The 15,224-nt window shown below is 66.7% G+C and carries 13 protein-coding genes; 3 read left to right on the top strand and 10 right to left on the bottom strand.

What is annotated here, in order from left to right:
• Nucleotides 1-3,448, bottom strand: a 3,448-nt coding sequence (locus V6D00_00270) for a methylmalonyl-CoA mutase family protein (GenBank protein HEY9897587.1), incomplete at its 3' end; no start/stop codon positions are given.
• Between the two features lie 320 nt (nt 3,449-3,768).
• On the opposite strand from V6D00_00270, the gene V6D00_00265 reads away from it, so the two are divergent.
• Entirely contained in the window at nt 3,769-4,152 is a 384-nt protein-coding gene (locus tag V6D00_00265) for a hypothetical protein (GenBank protein ID HEY9897586.1), read from the top strand.
• Nucleotides 4,153-4,170: 18 nt separating this feature from the next.
• Complete coding sequence (locus V6D00_00260) at nt 4,171-4,755, top strand: cytochrome b/b6 domain-containing protein (GenBank protein HEY9897585.1); 585 nt, start codon at nt 4,171-4,173, stop codon at nt 4,753-4,755.
• Here V6D00_00260 and meaB read toward each other — a convergent pair.
• The 7 genes from meaB to V6D00_00225 all read right to left on the bottom strand — a co-directional run bounded on the left by meaB (nt 4,727) and on the right by V6D00_00225 (nt 11,379).
• Nucleotides 4,727-5,692: a methylmalonyl Co-A mutase-associated GTPase MeaB gene (meaB, locus tag V6D00_00255; GenBank protein HEY9897584.1), complete on the bottom strand. Its 966-nt coding sequence runs from the start codon at nt 5,690-5,692 to the stop codon at nt 4,727-4,729. The two genes, V6D00_00260 and meaB, sit on opposite strands and share 29 nt — an antisense overlap.
• Before the next feature lie 103 nt (nt 5,693-5,795).
• Complete coding sequence (locus tag V6D00_00250; protein ID HEY9897583.1) at nt 5,796-6,935, bottom strand: acyl-CoA dehydrogenase; 1,140 nt, start codon at nt 6,933-6,935, stop codon at nt 5,796-5,798.
• A 12-nt stretch (nt 6,936-6,947) separates the two neighbouring features.
• Nucleotides 6,948-8,099: an acyl-CoA dehydrogenase family protein gene (locus V6D00_00245; GenBank protein ID HEY9897582.1), complete on the bottom strand. Its 1,152-nt coding sequence runs from the start codon at nt 8,097-8,099 to the stop codon at nt 6,948-6,950.
• A 33-nt stretch (nt 8,100-8,132) separates the two neighbouring features.
• Nucleotides 8,133-9,017, bottom strand: coding sequence for a 3-hydroxybutyryl-CoA dehydrogenase (locus tag V6D00_00240; protein HEY9897581.1), 885 nt, complete (start codon nt 9,015-9,017; stop codon nt 8,133-8,135).
• Nucleotides 9,018-9,054: 37 nt separating this feature from the next.
• The gene (locus V6D00_00235) at nt 9,055-10,260 is read right to left on the bottom strand and encodes an acetyl-CoA C-acetyltransferase (GenBank protein HEY9897580.1); all 1,206 of its coding nucleotides are present in this window, start codon (nt 10,258-10,260) and stop codon (nt 9,055-9,057) included.
• Nucleotides 10,261-10,338: 78 nt separating this feature from the next.
• Nucleotides 10,339-10,632 (bottom strand): nucleotide pyrophosphohydrolase, encoded by a 294-nt coding sequence (locus V6D00_00230; GenBank protein ID HEY9897579.1) that lies wholly within the window; start codon nt 10,630-10,632, stop codon nt 10,339-10,341.
• 3 nt (nt 10,633-10,635) lie between these two features.
• The gene (locus V6D00_00225) at nt 10,636-11,379 is read right to left on the bottom strand and encodes an enoyl-CoA hydratase/isomerase family protein (protein HEY9897578.1); all 744 of its coding nucleotides are present in this window, start codon (nt 11,377-11,379) and stop codon (nt 10,636-10,638) included.
• Nucleotides 11,380-11,535: 156 nt separating this feature from the next.
• On the opposite strand from V6D00_00225, the gene V6D00_00220 reads away from it, so the two are divergent.
• Nucleotides 11,536-11,811: a glutaredoxin domain-containing protein gene (locus V6D00_00220; GenBank protein HEY9897577.1), complete on the top strand. Its 276-nt coding sequence runs from the start codon at nt 11,536-11,538 to the stop codon at nt 11,809-11,811.
• Between the two features lie 27 nt (nt 11,812-11,838).
• Here the strand turns inward: V6D00_00220 and V6D00_00215 are convergent, their stop codons facing one another.
• Together V6D00_00215 and V6D00_00210 are read right to left on the bottom strand one after the other, a co-directional pair.
• Nucleotides 11,839-13,494, bottom strand: a complete 1,656-nt coding sequence (locus V6D00_00215; GenBank protein ID HEY9897576.1) for a PAS domain-containing sensor histidine kinase — start codon at nt 13,492-13,494, stop codon at nt 11,839-11,841.
• Between the two features lie 155 nt (nt 13,495-13,649).
• Complete coding sequence (locus tag V6D00_00210; protein ID HEY9897575.1) at nt 13,650-15,038, bottom strand: KamA family radical SAM protein; 1,389 nt, start codon at nt 15,036-15,038, stop codon at nt 13,650-13,652.
• Nucleotides 15,039-15,224 lie beyond the last annotated feature (186 nt).

Raw genomic sequence — 15,224 nt, 5'->3', positions numbered from 1 at the left:
GGTACTGGCCGCCCACCTCGTAGAGGGCCCGGCTGATCTGACCGAGCGAGCAGCTCTTCACCGTCTCCATCAGCTCGGCGAAGATGTTGCCGCCCGAGGTGGCCGCCTCCTGGAGGCGGCCGAGGGCCTCCTCCGAGCGCGCGGCGTTGCGGGCCTGGAAGGCGTGCAGGTTTGCGATCTGCTGCTTCTTCTCATCCTCGGTCGAGCGGATGAGCTCGATGCTGCCGCCGTAATCGACCGGGTTGGGGTTGAGGAAGGTGTTGACCCCGATGATGGGCATCTCGCCCGAGTGCTTGAGGTGCTCGTAGTAGAGCGATTCCTCCTGGATCTTGCCGCGCTGGTACATGGTCTCCATGGCGCCGAGCACCCCGCCGCGATCCGAGAGGCGTCGGAACTCGGCGAGCACCGCCTCCTCGACCAGCTCGGTCAGCTCCTCGATGATGAAGGCGCCCTGCAGGGGGTTCTCATTGTTGGCGAGGCCCAGCTCCCGGTTGATGATGAGCTGGATCGCCATGGCGCGGCGCACCGACTCCTCGGTGGGGGTGGTGATGGCCTCGTCGTAGGCGTTGGTGTGCAGGCTGTTGCAGTTGTCGTAGATGGCGTACAGCGCCTGGAGGGTGGTGCGGATGTCGTTGAAGTCGATCTCCTGGGCGTGCAGGCTGCGGCCCGAGGTCTGGATGTGGTACTTGAGCTTCTGGCTACGCTCGTTGGCGCCGTACTTGCCCTTCATGGCCGTCGCCCAGATGCGGCGGGCCACCCGGCCGATGACCGCGTACTCGGGGTCGATGCCGTTGGAGAAGAAGAAGCTCAGGTTGGGGGCGAAGTCGTCGATCTTCATCCCGCGGCTCAGGTAGTACTCCACGAAGGTGAAGCCGTTGGCGAGAGTGAACGCGAGCTGCGAGATGGGGTTCGCGCCGGCTTCGGCGATGTGGTAGCCCGAGATCGAGACCGAGTAGTAGTTCTTGACGTCGTTGGCGATCAGGTACTGCTGGATGTCGCCCATCATGCGCAGGGCGAACTCGGTCGAGAAGATGCAGGTGTTCTGGGCCTGGTCCTCCTTGAGGATGTCGGCCTGGACCGTGCCGCGCACGGTGCAGAGCGTCTGAGCCTTGATCCGCTCGTAGGTCTCGGCATCGACCAGCATGTCGCCGGTCACCCCCAGGGTCCGAAGACCGAAGAGGCGGCTGCCTTCGGGCACGTCGGCGCCGCGGTAGGCGGGCCGCTCGAGGCCGAGGGCCTTGAAGTGGGCGTCGATCTTGGCTTCAGCCGCCTCCCACTCTCCGCTCTCGCTGAGGTGCTTCTCGATCTGCTGGTCGATGGCGGCGTTGAGGAAGAAGGCCAAGAGCATGGGCGCCGGGCCGTTGATGGTCTTGGAGACCGAGGTGGTCGGCGCGCACAGGTCGAAGCCGGAGTAGAGCTTCTTGGCGTCGTCGACGGTGCAGATGGAGACGCCCGAGTTGCCGATCTTGCCGTAGATGTCCGGGCGCCAGTCGGGATCCTCGCCGTAGAGGGTCACCGAGTCGAAGGCGGTCGAGAGGCGAGCGGCGGGCTGGCCCTTGGAGACGTAGTGGAAGCGCTTGTTGGTGCGCTCGGGCGTGCCCTCGCCCGCGAACATGCGGGTGGGATCCTCGCCCGTGCGCTTGTACTCGAAGACCCCCGCGGTGTAGGGGTAGCGGCCGGGCACGTTCTCGAGCAGCATCCACTCGAGCAGATCGCCCCAGTCGTGGAACCTGGGCAGGCTGACCTTGGGGATCATCAGGTGCGAGAGGCTCTCGGTGTAGTTGGAGACCCGGATCTCCTTGCCGCGCACCGTGTACGAGTGGACCGGGGCGGTGTAGCCCTCGACCATGGCCGTCCAGCCCTGGAGCAGCTTGAGGCTCTCGCCGTCCAGGTCGCGCAGGGCCTCCTGGTAGCGCTGGCGCAGGAGCAGGATGGCCGGATCGGCCGCCTGATCGGTCAGCTTGGCCGGGTCGTAGAGCTGGGCCATGGCGGGCACGGCGTCGCCGAGGGCCTTGAGCGAGGTGTGGTAGGCGTAGGCGTCGCGGGCGCGCTCGGCCTGGGCGGCGGCGCGCCTCTTGTGGCCCTGGACCGCGTCCGAGATCTCGGCCAGGTAGCGGTTGCGCTCGGGCGGGATGATCGCCTGCTTGCGGCTCTCGCGCTCGGTGACGACGAGCGACGAGGTCCAGTCGATGCCGGTCTTCTTGGCCAGGGTCTCGATCAGGTTGACGTAGAGCCAGTTGGTGCCGGCGTCGTTGAACTGGCTTGCGATCGTGCCGTAGACCGGCATGGCCGAGGTGTCCTCGGTGAAGCGCTTGTGGCCGCGCTGGTACTGCTTGCGCACGTCGCGCAGCGCGTCCTCGGCGCCGCGCTTGTCGAACTTGTTGATGACCACCAGGTCCGCGTAGTCGATCATGTCGATCTTCTCGAGCTGGCTCTGGGCGCCGAACTCGGAGGTCATGACGTAAAGGGACACGTCCACCAGATCGACGATCTCGGAGTCCGACTGGCCGATGCCCGCGGTCTCGACGACCACCAGGTCGAAGCCCGCGGCCTTGGCCACCGCGATGGCCTGGATGAGCGCCTTGCTGGTCGCCACGTTGGAGGCGCGGGTCGCCAGCGAGCGCATGTAGACGCGCGGGTCGTAGATGGCGTTCATGCGGATGCGATCGCCCAAAAGGGCGCCGCCGGTCTTGCGCTTGGAGGGGTCCACCGAGAGGATGGCCACGGTCTTTTCAGGGAAGTCGGCCAGGAAGCGCCGGATCACCTCGTCCGTCAGGCTCGACTTGCCGGCGCCGCCGGTGCCGGTGATGCCGAGGACCGGCACCTTGCGGCTCTCGCCCTTCTCGGCGAGCTTGTGGAACAGGTCGCGGTAGCGGAAATCCGCCTCCTGCTTGTCGTCGGCCTCGGTCAGGGTGATGAGGCGGGCGAGCAGAGGGGTGTCCTCGCGCGAGACCTCGAGGGCCTGGGGAGGAATCTTCTCGGCCAGGTCCACGTCGCAGGCCATCATCATCTGGTCGATCATGCCCTGGAGGCCCATGTGGCGGCCGTCCTCGGGCGAGAAGATCTTGGAGACGCCGTAGGCCTCGAGCTCGGCGATCTCGGCGGGCACGATGACGCCGCCGCCGCCGCCGAAGACCTTGATGTGGCCCGCGCCCTTCTCGCGCAAGAGGTCGACCATGAACTTGAAGTACTCGACGTGCCCGCCCTGGTAGGAGCTGAGGGCGATGCCCTGCACGTCCTCCTGGATGGCGGTCTCGACGATCTCGGCGACCGAGCGGTTGTGGCCCAGGTGGATGACCTCGGCTCCGGTGTCCTGGAGGATGCGGCGCATGATGTTGATCGACGCGTCGTGCCCGTCGAAGAGCGAAGCGGCCGTGACGAAGCGAACCTTGTTCGTGGCCTGGTAGGGCGACGCGGCCGGGACCGCGCGAGTGGCAGTGGCATCCATGGTGGTTTCGGATCTCCTTGACGAGCAGATGGGGCGAGGAACCTCGCGCCTTCGAGGTCGATCGTCCCTATTTTACCGCACCGTGCGGCTTGAAACCAGGTTATCAGGACCCCGGGATCCAGGAGCGAGCGAAGGATGGCCCCCCACGGCGTGCCGTGACCGGGCATCCTTTCCTGTTCTTCGGGTTTCGCGCCCTTGATTTCACAAGATTTTTACTTCTGCGCTGCTAAATGGAGGAAGCAGAGTCCACTTGGTGTTGCTTTCGCGGTTTGGAGGTCGTTCCGGTTTCGGCCGCGTGCATGGAGGATGAATTGATGCGAATGAAAAAGTGGTTGGCGGTAATCGCCGTTGGTGTCTTGCTTGCTCCCATCCAGCCGGCACAGGCCTTCGCGGGGGATCCGGTGAACGGCAAGAAGATCTTCATGACCAAGGGGCCGACGGGGAAGGCCTGCATGACGTGCCATCCCAAGGGATTGACCACGAATGATACTTTCAGGGGCAAGGACATCCCGGATTTGACGGCGGAAGTGTTCTCCGAGAGAAAGATCCGCTCGAAGACCGAGAAGTTTCTAAAATATCAAAAAATGACCCTCAATGAAAAGGAACTGTCCGATCTCCTCGCTTTTGTAAGTGAATTACCCACCACCGGCTTCGGTTCCGTTCCGGCCGAGTGGAAAGGCTACGTTCAGAGCAAGGTTCGCTAGAACGATTGGAGGTATCTCATGAATCGCCTGGAGCGCTTCTGTAAATCCGAGCGGTTTCTGCACTGGATGATCGCGGCCGCCGTCGCCGTGTTCGCCACCACCGGGTGGTTCATCTGGCGGCACGAGGACGACTGGGAGATCAACGGCATCAACGTCATCTCCCAGTCGCACGTCATCCTGGGAGGGCTGCTCCTCGTGCTCGGCGTCGTCGGGTATCTGCTGCTTCGCAGGCGCAGCATTCCCTTCGCGAAGGCGCGCTTCAGCCTGGGGCAGCGGGTCGGCCTCGGCGTCACCCAGCTGGCCATGAGCGTGCTCGTCCTGAGCGGGGCCACCTTCTATTTCCGGCAGGCCCTGGAGCTGAGCAAGCCTGCCCGGAAGATGGTCATGCAGGTGCACCTCTACGGCGCGGTGGCCCTGCTGCTCTTCGTCGTTGTTCACCTCGCGATGGTCCTGCTGATGCCCAAGAACCGCGGAATCCTCGCCGGCATGCTCACAGGCACGATCGATCGCAAGGTGGCCGTCCGGGTCAGTTCCCGCTGGGTGGCCTTTCTCGAGGGCTCGCTTCCCCAGCGCGCTACTCCTGCCTCAAGATCCGACGGATGAGCGCGTCGGCGGCCCTGCGCGGATCGAGGCGTCGGGCCTGCACGTCGTGCAAGCAGCGGACGAAGTCCGGCGTCTCCAGCGCATCGCGCAGGGCCCGGTGCACGGTGTCGAGGGCGATCGCTTCGACCTCCTCGCGGGCCTGGCGCGATCGCTTTCTCTCGAGCTCGCCGCTCTCCTGGAGGTGGGCGCGGTGGCGCTTGAGCGCTTCCCACATCTGGGGGACGCCGCTCTGGTCCAGCTCGGCGAGGCTCTTGGTCTGGACGACGCTCGGGTTCCAGCCGGCCGTGGGCTGCATCTCGAGCATGCCGAGGATCTCGGCGGCAGCGCGGCTCGCCCCGGGGATGTCGGCCTTGTTGACGACGAAGAGGTCAGGCACCTCCATGATCCCCGCCTTGATGGCCTGGATCCCGTCGCCCAGGTTCGGCGGCAGCACCAGCACGGTGCTGTCGGTGGCCTGGGCGATCGCGACCTCGCTCTGGCCGACCCCCACCGTCTCGATGAGGACGACGTCGCAGCCGAAGGCGTCGAGGACCTCGGCGGCGCTGCGGGTGGCGAGCGCGATGCCGCCCAGCTGGCCCCGGCTGCTCATGCTGCGGATGAAGACGCCCGTGTCCCCCGCGTGGCGCATCATCCGGATGCGATCGCCGAGGATCGCCCCGCCCGAGAAGGGGCTGGAGGGGTCCACCGCGATGACGCCGACTCTGAGGCCGTCCCTTCGGACGGCCGCGATGAGGAGGTCCGTCAGCGAGCTCTTGCCCGCGCCGGGCGGGCCGGTGATGCCCACGAGGAAGGCGTTGCCGGTCGCGGGGTACAGCTCGGCGAGGACCTGCTCGGCCTCGGGGGCCTGGTTCTCGACAAGGGAGATGAGGCGCGCGGTCGCGCGGCGATCGCCCGCTTTCACGCGGGCGGCGTAGTCGTCGATGGTTCCGGCGGTCATGGGCTCCCTTTCCTGTTGCTCCGTGATCGTAGCGAACGCGCGAGGTCCGCGCAAGACAAATCGCCCGCCCTCGACGAGGGCGGGCGATTTGTTGGAAGCCGGGTTATGCCAGTTCGTTGCGGGCGATGACCATCCGCTGGACCTCCGAGGTGCCCTCGTAGATCTCGGTGATCTTGGCGTCGCGCATGAAGCGCTCGGCGGGGAAGTCGGTGGTGAAGCCGTAGCCGCCGTGCAGCTGGACGCCCTTGGTCGAGACCCACATGGCGGTCTCCGAGGCCATGAGCTTGGCCATGGACGCCGCCTGGGTGTGGTTCTTGCCCTGGTCCTTGAGCGAGGCCGCTCGGTACATCAAAAGGCGCGCCGCCTCGATGTCGGTCGCCATCTCGGCCAGGTAGAACTGGATCGCCTGGTTGTCCGAGATCGACTTGCCGAACTGCTTGCGCTCCTGGGTGTACTTGATGGCCTGGTCCAGCGCGGCCTGGGCGATGCCGATGGCCTGGGCCGAGATGCCGATGCGGCCGCCGTCGAGCGTCCACATGGCGATCTTGAAGCCCTGGCCTTCGTCGCCGAGGCGGTTGGCCGCAGGCACCCGGCAGCCGTCGAAGACCAGCTCGTAGGTGCTGGACCCGCGGATGCCCAGCTTGTCCTCCTTCTTGCCGAAGGTGAAGCCGGGGGTGCCCTTCTCGACGATGAAGGCGGTGATGCCCTTGTGGCCGAGGCTGGGGTCCAGGGTGGCGTAGACGATGTAGGTGTCGGCGTAGTAGCCGTTGGTGACCCACATCTTGGTGCCGGTCAGCACGTAGTCGTCGCCGTCCTTGACCGCGCGGCACTTGAGGCTCGCGGCGTCGGTGCCGGCGGCCACCTCGGAAAGCGAGTAGGCGCCGATCGTCTCGCCCTCGAGCAGGGGCTGGAGGTACTTCACCTTCTGCTCGTGGGTGCCGAACTGGTTGAGGGGGGCAGCAGCCAGGCTCGTCTGCACCGACATGGTGACGCCGGTGCTGGCGCAGGCGCGGCAGATCTCCTCGAGGGCGATCACGTACGAGACGTAGTCGGCCCCGGCCCCGCCGTACTGCTCGGAGAAGGGGATCCCCAGGAGCCCGTTCTCGGCGAGGACCTTGAAGTTCGCCATCGGGAACTCGCCGGTCTTGTCGTGGTGCTCCGCGCGCGGAGCGATGACGCGGTCCGCGAGGTCCCGGGCCATCTCCTTGAGCATCTGCTGCTCTTCGGTCAGTTGAAAGTCCATGCGGCCTGCTCCTTACTTGCCCTGACCCAGGAGGGCGCGCGAGATGACGATCTTCTGGATCTCCGAGGTGCCCTCGTAGATCTCGGTGACCTTGGCGTCGCGGTACAGCCGCTCGATGGGGAACTCGTCCGTGTACCCGTAGCCGCCGTGGATCTGGAGGCTCTCGTTGGTGGCCTCGCGGGCGGTCTTGCTCGCGAACAGCTTGGCCATGGCGCCTTCCTTGTTGACGGGCAGACCCTCGTCCTTCAGCCAGGCGGCGCGGTACGTCAGCATGCGCGCGGCGTGGATCCGGGTGGTCATGTCCGCGATCTTCCACTGGATGCCCTGGAAGCGGTTGATGGGCTTGCCGAAGGCCTCGCGCTCGCCCGAGAACTTCTTGGCGAGGTCGAGGGCGGCCTGGGCGATGCCGGTCGCCTGGGCGGCGATGCCGACGCGGCCGCTTTCGAGGGTCTTCATGGCGATCGCGAAGCCCTTGTTGAGCTCACCGATCAGGGCGGACTTGGGAACGCGGCAGTTCTCGAGCACCAGGTCGTAGGTCTCGCTGGTGCGCATGCCCATCTTGTGGGTCTTGCGGCCGAGGGAAAGCCCCGGGGTGCCCGCCTCGATGAGGAAGGCCGAGATCCCCTTGGCGCCGGGCTCGTTCGGGTCGGTGCGCGCGAAGAGCAGGAAGAGGCCCGCGCTCTTGGCGTTGGTGATCCACTGCTTGGTGCCGTTGAGGACGTAGAAGTCGCCGTCCTCCTCGGCCTTGGTGCGAAGCGCCGTGGCGTCCGACCCGCAGCAGGGCTCGGTGAGGGCGAAGGCGCCGATCATCTCGCCCGAGCACAGCTTGGCGAGGTACTTGGCCTTCTGCTCGTCGGTGCCGAACTCGTAGACCGAGCGGGTGTGCGCCGATACGTGGACCGAGTAGGCGCAGGCGAGGCCGGGGTCGGCCTTGGCCAGCTCCTCGACCACGGTCACGTAGTCGCGCAGGTTGGCGCCGGCGCCGCCGAACTCCTCGGGAATGGGCAGGCCGAGAACGCCAAGCTCGCCCAGCTTGCGGAACACGTCCACGGGGAAGTGGTCGTCCCGGTCCCACCGGGCGGTGTGGGGCGCGATTTCGCGCGCGGCGAACTGCTGGATCATCTCCTGCAGCGCGCGCTGATCGTCAGAGAATTCGAGATCCATCGGAAATCCTTATTGTTTGAGCCGCAGGCGCCACTACTTGGCAGCGGCGGCGGGCTTGGCCGTCTCGGTGTAGTCGTAGAAGCCCCGGCCGGACTTGCGGCCGTAGAGGCCGGCCTGCACCATCTTGCGGAGCAAGGGGGCCGGGCGGTACTTGGAGTCGCTGAAGTCGTTGTAGAGCACTTCCATGATGAAGAGGCAGGTGTCGAGGCCGATGAAGTCGGCGAGCGTCAGCGGGCCCATGGGATGGTTCATCCCGAGCTTCATGACCGTGTCGATGTCTTCCTTGGTGGCGATACCCTCGCCCAGGCAGAAGATGGCCTCGTTGATCATGGGCATCAGGATGCGGTTCGAGATGAAGCCGGGGGCGTCGTTGACGGTGACCGGGGTCTTGCCGAGCTTCTTGGCGGTCTCGAACACGGTCTGGTAGACCTCGTCCGAGGTCACGAAGCCGCGGATGATCTCGACCAGCTGCATGACGGGCACCGGGTTCATGAAGTGCATGCCGATGAAGCGCTCGGGGTGCGAGACGCCGTTGGCCAGCTGGGTGATGGGCAGGCTCGAGGTGTTGGAGGCGAAGATCGCATCGGGCCGGCACAGCTCGTCCACCTGCTTCCAGGTCTGGAGCTTGACGTCGAGCTTCTCGACGATGGCCTCGATGACGAGATCCGAGTTCGAGAGGTCCGCGAGGTTCGAGGTCCAGGTCAGGCGGCCGATGGCGGCCTCCATGGCCGAGGCCTCGAGCTTGCCCTTCTCGACCATGCGAGCGAGGTTCTTCTCGATGCCCTTCCTGGACTTCTCGAGGGCGCCCGCGTTCACGTCGTAGATGAAGGTGGCGTAGCCCGTCTGGGCGAAGACCTGGGCGATGCCCGAGCCCATCTGACCGCCGCCGAGCACCGAGACCGTGGTGATGTTCTTCAAGGTGAGGGATCCTTTCTACTTCTAGCCGCAGGCGCTTCTACAGACGCTCGAGGATGATGGCATCGCCCTGGGCGGCGCCGGAGCAGATGGCCGCCACGCCGTAGCGGCCGCCGCGGCGCGAGAGCTCGTGGGCCAGCGAGGCGACGATGCGGGCGCCCGAGGCGCCAATGGGATGGCCGAGGGCGATCGCGCCGCCGTTGACGTTGGTGCGCTCGCGGATGGCCTCGCGCTTGCCCGCGTCGCCGCCCGAGAGGATGTCGGTCGAGCGCAGGGTGACGGCGGCGAAGGCCTCGTTGATCTCGAAGAGGTCCATCTGGTCGACCGTGAGGTTGGCCTGGGCGAGGGCCTTCTGGATGGCGAGGCCGGGAACGGTGGAGAGGTAGGCGGGCTCAGCACCGACCTTGGCGTGCCCGACGATGGCGGCGAGCGGCTTGAGGCCCAGCTCGTGCGCCTTTCGCTCGCTCATGAGCACCAGGGCCGCGGCCCCGTCGCTGATGCCGGGGGCGTTGCCCGCGGTGATCACGCCGTCCTTGGTGAAGGCGGCGCGAAGCTTGGCAAGCGCTTCGCTCGACGTGTCGGGGCGCACGCCCTCGTCGCGCGTCACCATGACCGGGTCTCCCTTGCGCTGGGGCACCGGCACCGCGACGATCTCGGCGTCGAGGCGGCCGGCCTCGGCGGCTTCGTGGACCTTGTGGTGGCTGCGCGCGGCCCAGGCGTCCATCTCCTCGCGGGTCTGGCCGAACTCCTTGGCGGTGGTGTCGCCGTGGACGCCCATCGCGACGTTGTGGAAGGCGCAGGTGAGCCCGTCGAACATCATCCCGTCGATGACCTCGGCGTTGCCCATGCGGTAGCCCGAGCGGGCCTGCTTGAGGAGGTAGGGGGCATTGGTCATGCTCTCCATGCCGCCCGCGACGAAGATCTCGCCGTCGCCGACCCGCTGGAGCTGGTCGGCCAGGGTGATGGCGCGCATGCCCGAGGCGCAGACCTTGTTGAGGGTCAAGGAGGGAACGGTGGCCGGGATGCCGGCCTTGATGGCCGCCTGGCGCGAGGGGATCTGGCCCACGCCCGCCTGGAGGACGATGCCCATCAGGACGTTCTCGACCAGCTCGGGGGCGACCCCCGCGCGCTTCAGGGCTTCCTTGATCACGAGCGCGCCCAGCTCGGGCGACTTGAAATCCTTGAGGGCTCCGCTCATCTTGCCGAACGGCGTGCGAGCGGTGCTGACGATGACGGTGCGATCCATGTGTTCTGAACCTCGTTGTTCTAGGACTGACGCGGGAATCGGAGCTTTAACCCGCCTTTAAAATTCTAGCACAGGGGCCTACCAGTTGCGATCGCGGTTCCTGGCGAGCTTGGCGAGGGTCGCGGCCTCGAGATCGACCCCGGCCACGTCCGCGAGCTGCATGAGGTAGAGCAGGACGTCGGCGAGCTCGTCGCCGAGCGCCTCGGGATCGGCCGCTTCGCTCCACTGGAAGTGCTCGAGCACCTCGGCCGACTCGATGACCAGCGACTTGGCAAGGTTGGAAGGGGTCTGAGGACGCTTCGACTCCCTTTCGTACCAGCCCTTGGTGCGGACGAAGTCGTGCATCCGCTCGGTCAGCTCCTTGAGATCCATGGGCTAGCGCTTCGCCTCTTCCCAGGCCCGCAGGCGATCGCGGATGCCCGGCTGGCGGAAGCAGTTGGCGAAGGCCTCCTGCTCGAAGAAGAAATCCGCCCGCTCGGTCATGCCGATGGTCTCCTTGGCCTGGCGAAGGGCGTAGGCGTCGCGCTCCGAGAGATCCGTCGCCCAGCGCTCGGCCTCGGCGCGCACGTCCTCGGCCACCGCGTTGACCAGCCCCCAGCGCTCGGCGCAGCCGGCGTCGATGACCCGCCCCAGGTACAAGAGCTCCTTGGTGCGGGCGGTGCCGATGACGCCGGGACAGCGCTGGGTGCCCCCGAAGCCGGGAAGGATCCCGAGCTTGCTCGAAGGGTAGCAGAAGCGCGCGTGGGGGGCCGAAAGGCGCAGGTCGCAGGCGAGCGCGAGCTCCAGGCCGCCGCCGTAGGCCAGGCCGTTGAGGGCGGCGATCACGGGCGCGGGGAAGTCGGCGAGCAAGGAGGTCACGCCCTGGCCCAGGTGCGAGAAGTCCAGGGCGGCCGCCGGGGTGAGCTCGGCGACCTCGTTGAGGTTCGCCCCGGCGCTGAAGGCGCGATCGCCGGCGCCCGTGAGGACCAGCGCCGAGATTCCCGCCTGCTGGGACAGGCGCAGGAGCGTCTGACGCAGCGCCTCCAGGGTCTCCCGGTGCAGGATGTTGAGGCCGTTATCCCCTTCCAGGACGAGGGTCACCACGCCGTCGCGGCGCGCTTCGAGGATGCGGGTCGGCATGGCTTGGGCCTCCGGCAGCAGAGGGGGCGGCAGTCTCAAGTTAACCCGCGAGGCGAGCCTTGGCAAGCCTGCACCTGCGGGGCGTCCGGCCGATGCGCGCGCCTGGCGCCTCTGCTACGCTCTGCGGTGCGTGAAGAGGACGCAGGGAGGTGTGCCATGGCCGATCGGATCATCGTATACTCGCAAGAAGGCTGCCCGCCGTGCCACGCGGTCAAGGAGTACCTGACGCGCAAGGGCGTCCCGTTCGTGAACATGGACATCGGCCGCGACGTCTCGGCTCGCAGCGAGTTCCTGCGCAAGGGCTACCGGGGGACGCCCGTCATCGTCGTCGGCGGCGAAACCATCGTGGGGTTCGACCGTGCGCGACTGGATGGGGCCCTGGCGCGGCTCTCATCGCCAGCCGAAAAGAACCCCGTCGAGATCGTCTGGTGAGCAACGAGAACCCCGACGGGCAGGCCCTCAGCGCCCGGTGCCCGCCACGTCTTGAGCGATCGCCGCGGAGTCGGGGGCGACGGGGAGCTCGAACGAGAACGTGCTGCCCGCCCCGGGTTCGCTCTCGGCCCAGATCCTCCCGCCGTGGGCCTCGATCAGCGCCTTGCTGATGCTCAGGCCCAGGCCGCTGCCCTTGCCCTCGCGCAGGCCCGCCGTGAGCTGCTGGAAGCGCTGGAAAAGCCTTGGTTGCTCGCTCAGCGGGATGCCCTCGCCGCGGTCCGCGATCGCGCAGCGTGCAAAATCGCCCTCGCGGATCGCCGTCACGCGCACCTCGGTCCCGCGAGGCGCGAACTTGAGCGCGTTGTGCAGCAGGTTCGAGAGGACCTGGGCGATGCGAAGAGGGTCGACGCTCACCGTCAGCGCCTGGGCGGGCAGCTCCATCCGGATGCTCACGCCGTGATCCTGGGCTTGCGGGCGAAGGCTCCGGACGGCCCTTGCGATCTGGTCGCGCAGGTCGAGCGGCGCCGTGTTGAGGCGGAAGGTCCCGGCGTCCATCCGGGCGAAGTCGAGCAGGTCGTTGACCAGGTGCTCGAGCCGCCCGGCCGCTCGGATGATCTCCTCGACGTAGGCCTTCTGATCGCGGCCGAGAGGGCCGCCGATCTCGTCCTCCAAAAACTCGGAGTACCCGACGATGGTCGCGAGCGGGGTCCTGAGCTCGTGGGTCACGGCGTTCACGAAATTGTTCTTGAGCATGTCCAGGGCCTTGAGCTGCTCGAACTGGGCGCGGAGTTCGGCTTCGAGCTCTTTTCTCACCGTGATGTCCCGCCCTTCCGGGATCAGCATGACCACCTCGCCCGACTCGTCCTTGAAGGGCTTGATCGAGAAGTCCACCTCGATGGTCCTGCCGTCGGCGAGAGGATGCGTCGACTCGAAGCGATCGAAGCCGCCGGCTGCCGCGACGGCGATCGCTTGCTTAAGGCGAGCCTGCGCACTCGGCGAGTGAGTCCACCAGGGCGTCTCGTGGAAGGGCTTGCCCTTGATCTGCTCGAGGCGGACCCCCACCGATTCGAGGGCGGTCCGGTTGATCTCGAGGACGTGGCCGGTCGCGTCCAGGATGCCGATGAACTGGAAGGTCTGGTCGAAGATGGCCCGGAAGCGAGACTCGCTCTCGGCATGGGCTTTTGCCCGGCGTTCGGCCTCTGCCTCGATCAGCTCCTTCTGGGCCCTGAGCCGGGCGTTCGCCTCGGCGAGCTCCAGGCTCATGCGGTGCTTCTCGGTGATGTCGCGGCCCTCGGGCACCAGGTACCGGACGGTGCCGGCAGCGTCCTTGACCGGGGAGAGCGAGAAGTCGACCCTGAACCAGCTGCCGTCGGGGCGTGGGTGGTCGGCCTCGAAGCGGACCGGGTGGCCCGCGGCTGCTTGCTTGATCCCTTCCTTCAGCTGTCGCTGGAGGGCCGGGTCATGGGAGAACAAGGGAGATTCCCACAGGGGGCGACCGAATATCGCCTCGCCGGCCCAGCCGATCGACGCGAGCACCGCTCGGTTCGCCTCGAGCATGTGGCCCTGCGGGTCCAGGAGGCCCAGCAGATGCACCGTGTTGTCGAACATCGCCTTGAAGCGCGCAAGGGTCTGCTCGCAAGTCTCGTGTTCGACGGTGAAGGGTGTGGGTTCGGGATGCTGCATTCAACCCCCCTCGGCTTTCTCTGGCCGCATTATATCGTTGCGAATTGCGCAGGACAAATCCCGCGTCCACGGGGCGGGGGAGCCATGCGCAAGCGCACGGGGCAGGCGAACTCGCCTGCCCCGTGCGCTTGATTGAAAGAAGGAGCCGAGGCGACCTAGATGACGCCGGCCTTCTTCTTGGCCTCGGAAATCATGGCCGCGATCTTGGCCTGGTCCTTCCAGCGGGCCTGGGCCTCGGGGCCGAGCTGGTCGATGGGATCGAAGTAGAGGTAGTGCTCGTCCTTCTTGACGCTCGGCGCCGTGTAGACGGCGATGCCGTTCTCGCGGTCGTAGTACTCGAAGCTGTGCACGTCGCGCTTGCCGCCGCCGCCGGGGGCGTCGCAGACGAAGGTCGGCGTGTTGAAGCCGGCCGTCGAGCCGCGGACCCACTTCTCGATGTCGAGGGCGGTCTGGATGGTGGTGCGCAGGTCCTCGACGCCCTTGACCATGTCGTGCATGTAGACGTAGTAGGGGTGCACGTTGATGTGGCCGAGGCGCTTGACCAGCAGCTGCATGGTCTCCTTGGTGTCGTTGACGCCGCGCTGCAGCACCGTCTGGTTGCGGACGTAGACGCCGCGCTCGAAGAACATCCGCATCGCCTTCTCGGTGATCCAGGTGATCTCGTTGGGGTGGTTGAAGTGGGTGTGGAGGACGACCTCCTTGCCCATCTTGCGGCCCATGTCGGCCACGTCGCAGATGGCGTTGAACCACTCGGTGTCCGAGATGATCTTCATCGGCATGACGGCCGGGCCCTTGGTCGCGAAGCGCATGCGACGGACGTTGGGCATGTTGACCAGGGTCTCGCCGATCAGGCGGATGTTCTTGGCCGACAGCTGGTAGGTGTCGCCGCCGGAGATGACGATGTCCTCGAGCTCGGGGCGCTCAGAGATGTACTGGAACGCCTTGGCCCAGCGCGCGGCGCTCGGCGAGAGCTGGACCTTCTCGACCTCCTCGGTGTTCATGCCGACCGCGTAGGAGCGGGTGCAGAAGCGGCAGTAGACCGGGCAGATGTCGAGGGGCAGGAACAGTGCCTTGTCGTGGTAGCGGTGCGTCAGGCCCGGGGTGGGGGCGTCCTCCTGCTCGTGCAGCGAGTCGAGCGTGAGCTCGGGATGGTCAGGCATCAGGCGCGAGCCGAGCGGCAGGAACTGGGTGCGGATCGGGTCCTTGTAGGGATCCTTCCAGTCGATGAGCGCGAGCATGTAGGGCGAGACGCGCACCGACATGGGGGCCTTGGCGAAGCCGGCGCGAGCGTCCTCGACGAAGTCGGCCGGGGCCAGCTCCTGGATGGTCTCGATCAGCTTCTCGACGGTCGTGATGGAGTGCTTGCCCTGCCACAGGTGGCTGAGGAAGGTGGCCTCGTCCACGTCGCGGTAGGCCGGGATCTCGCGCCAGAACTCGCCCTGGCGGACGTTGCGGTGGGCGAAGGCCTCGGCCGGGGCGGGGGGCTTGAGGTGAGGAACGGACTCCTCGGAGTAGACCTTGGGGGCGTTTTCGGCGGTTTGCATGGTGAAGACTCCTGTCATTTGAAGCGGTGCGTGACGAATGACAGGGGGATCACAGGCCGTACTGGGGCTTGTCGCCGCATCCAAAGGCAGGATGGTAAGACAAGGGGGGTTCCTCCTCTGACTACCAGGCGTCACTATTGGCGCGAAGGCCGCTCACGCCCAGTTTAGCCGCTCTTGAGGTGCGTG

It is taken from the genome of Pantanalinema sp. (assembly GCA_036704125.1).
Classification (GTDB): domain Bacteria; phylum Cyanobacteriota; class Sericytochromatia; order S15B-MN24; family UBA4093; genus JAGIBK01.
This window is presented reverse-complemented; position numbering and strand designations above follow the sequence as displayed.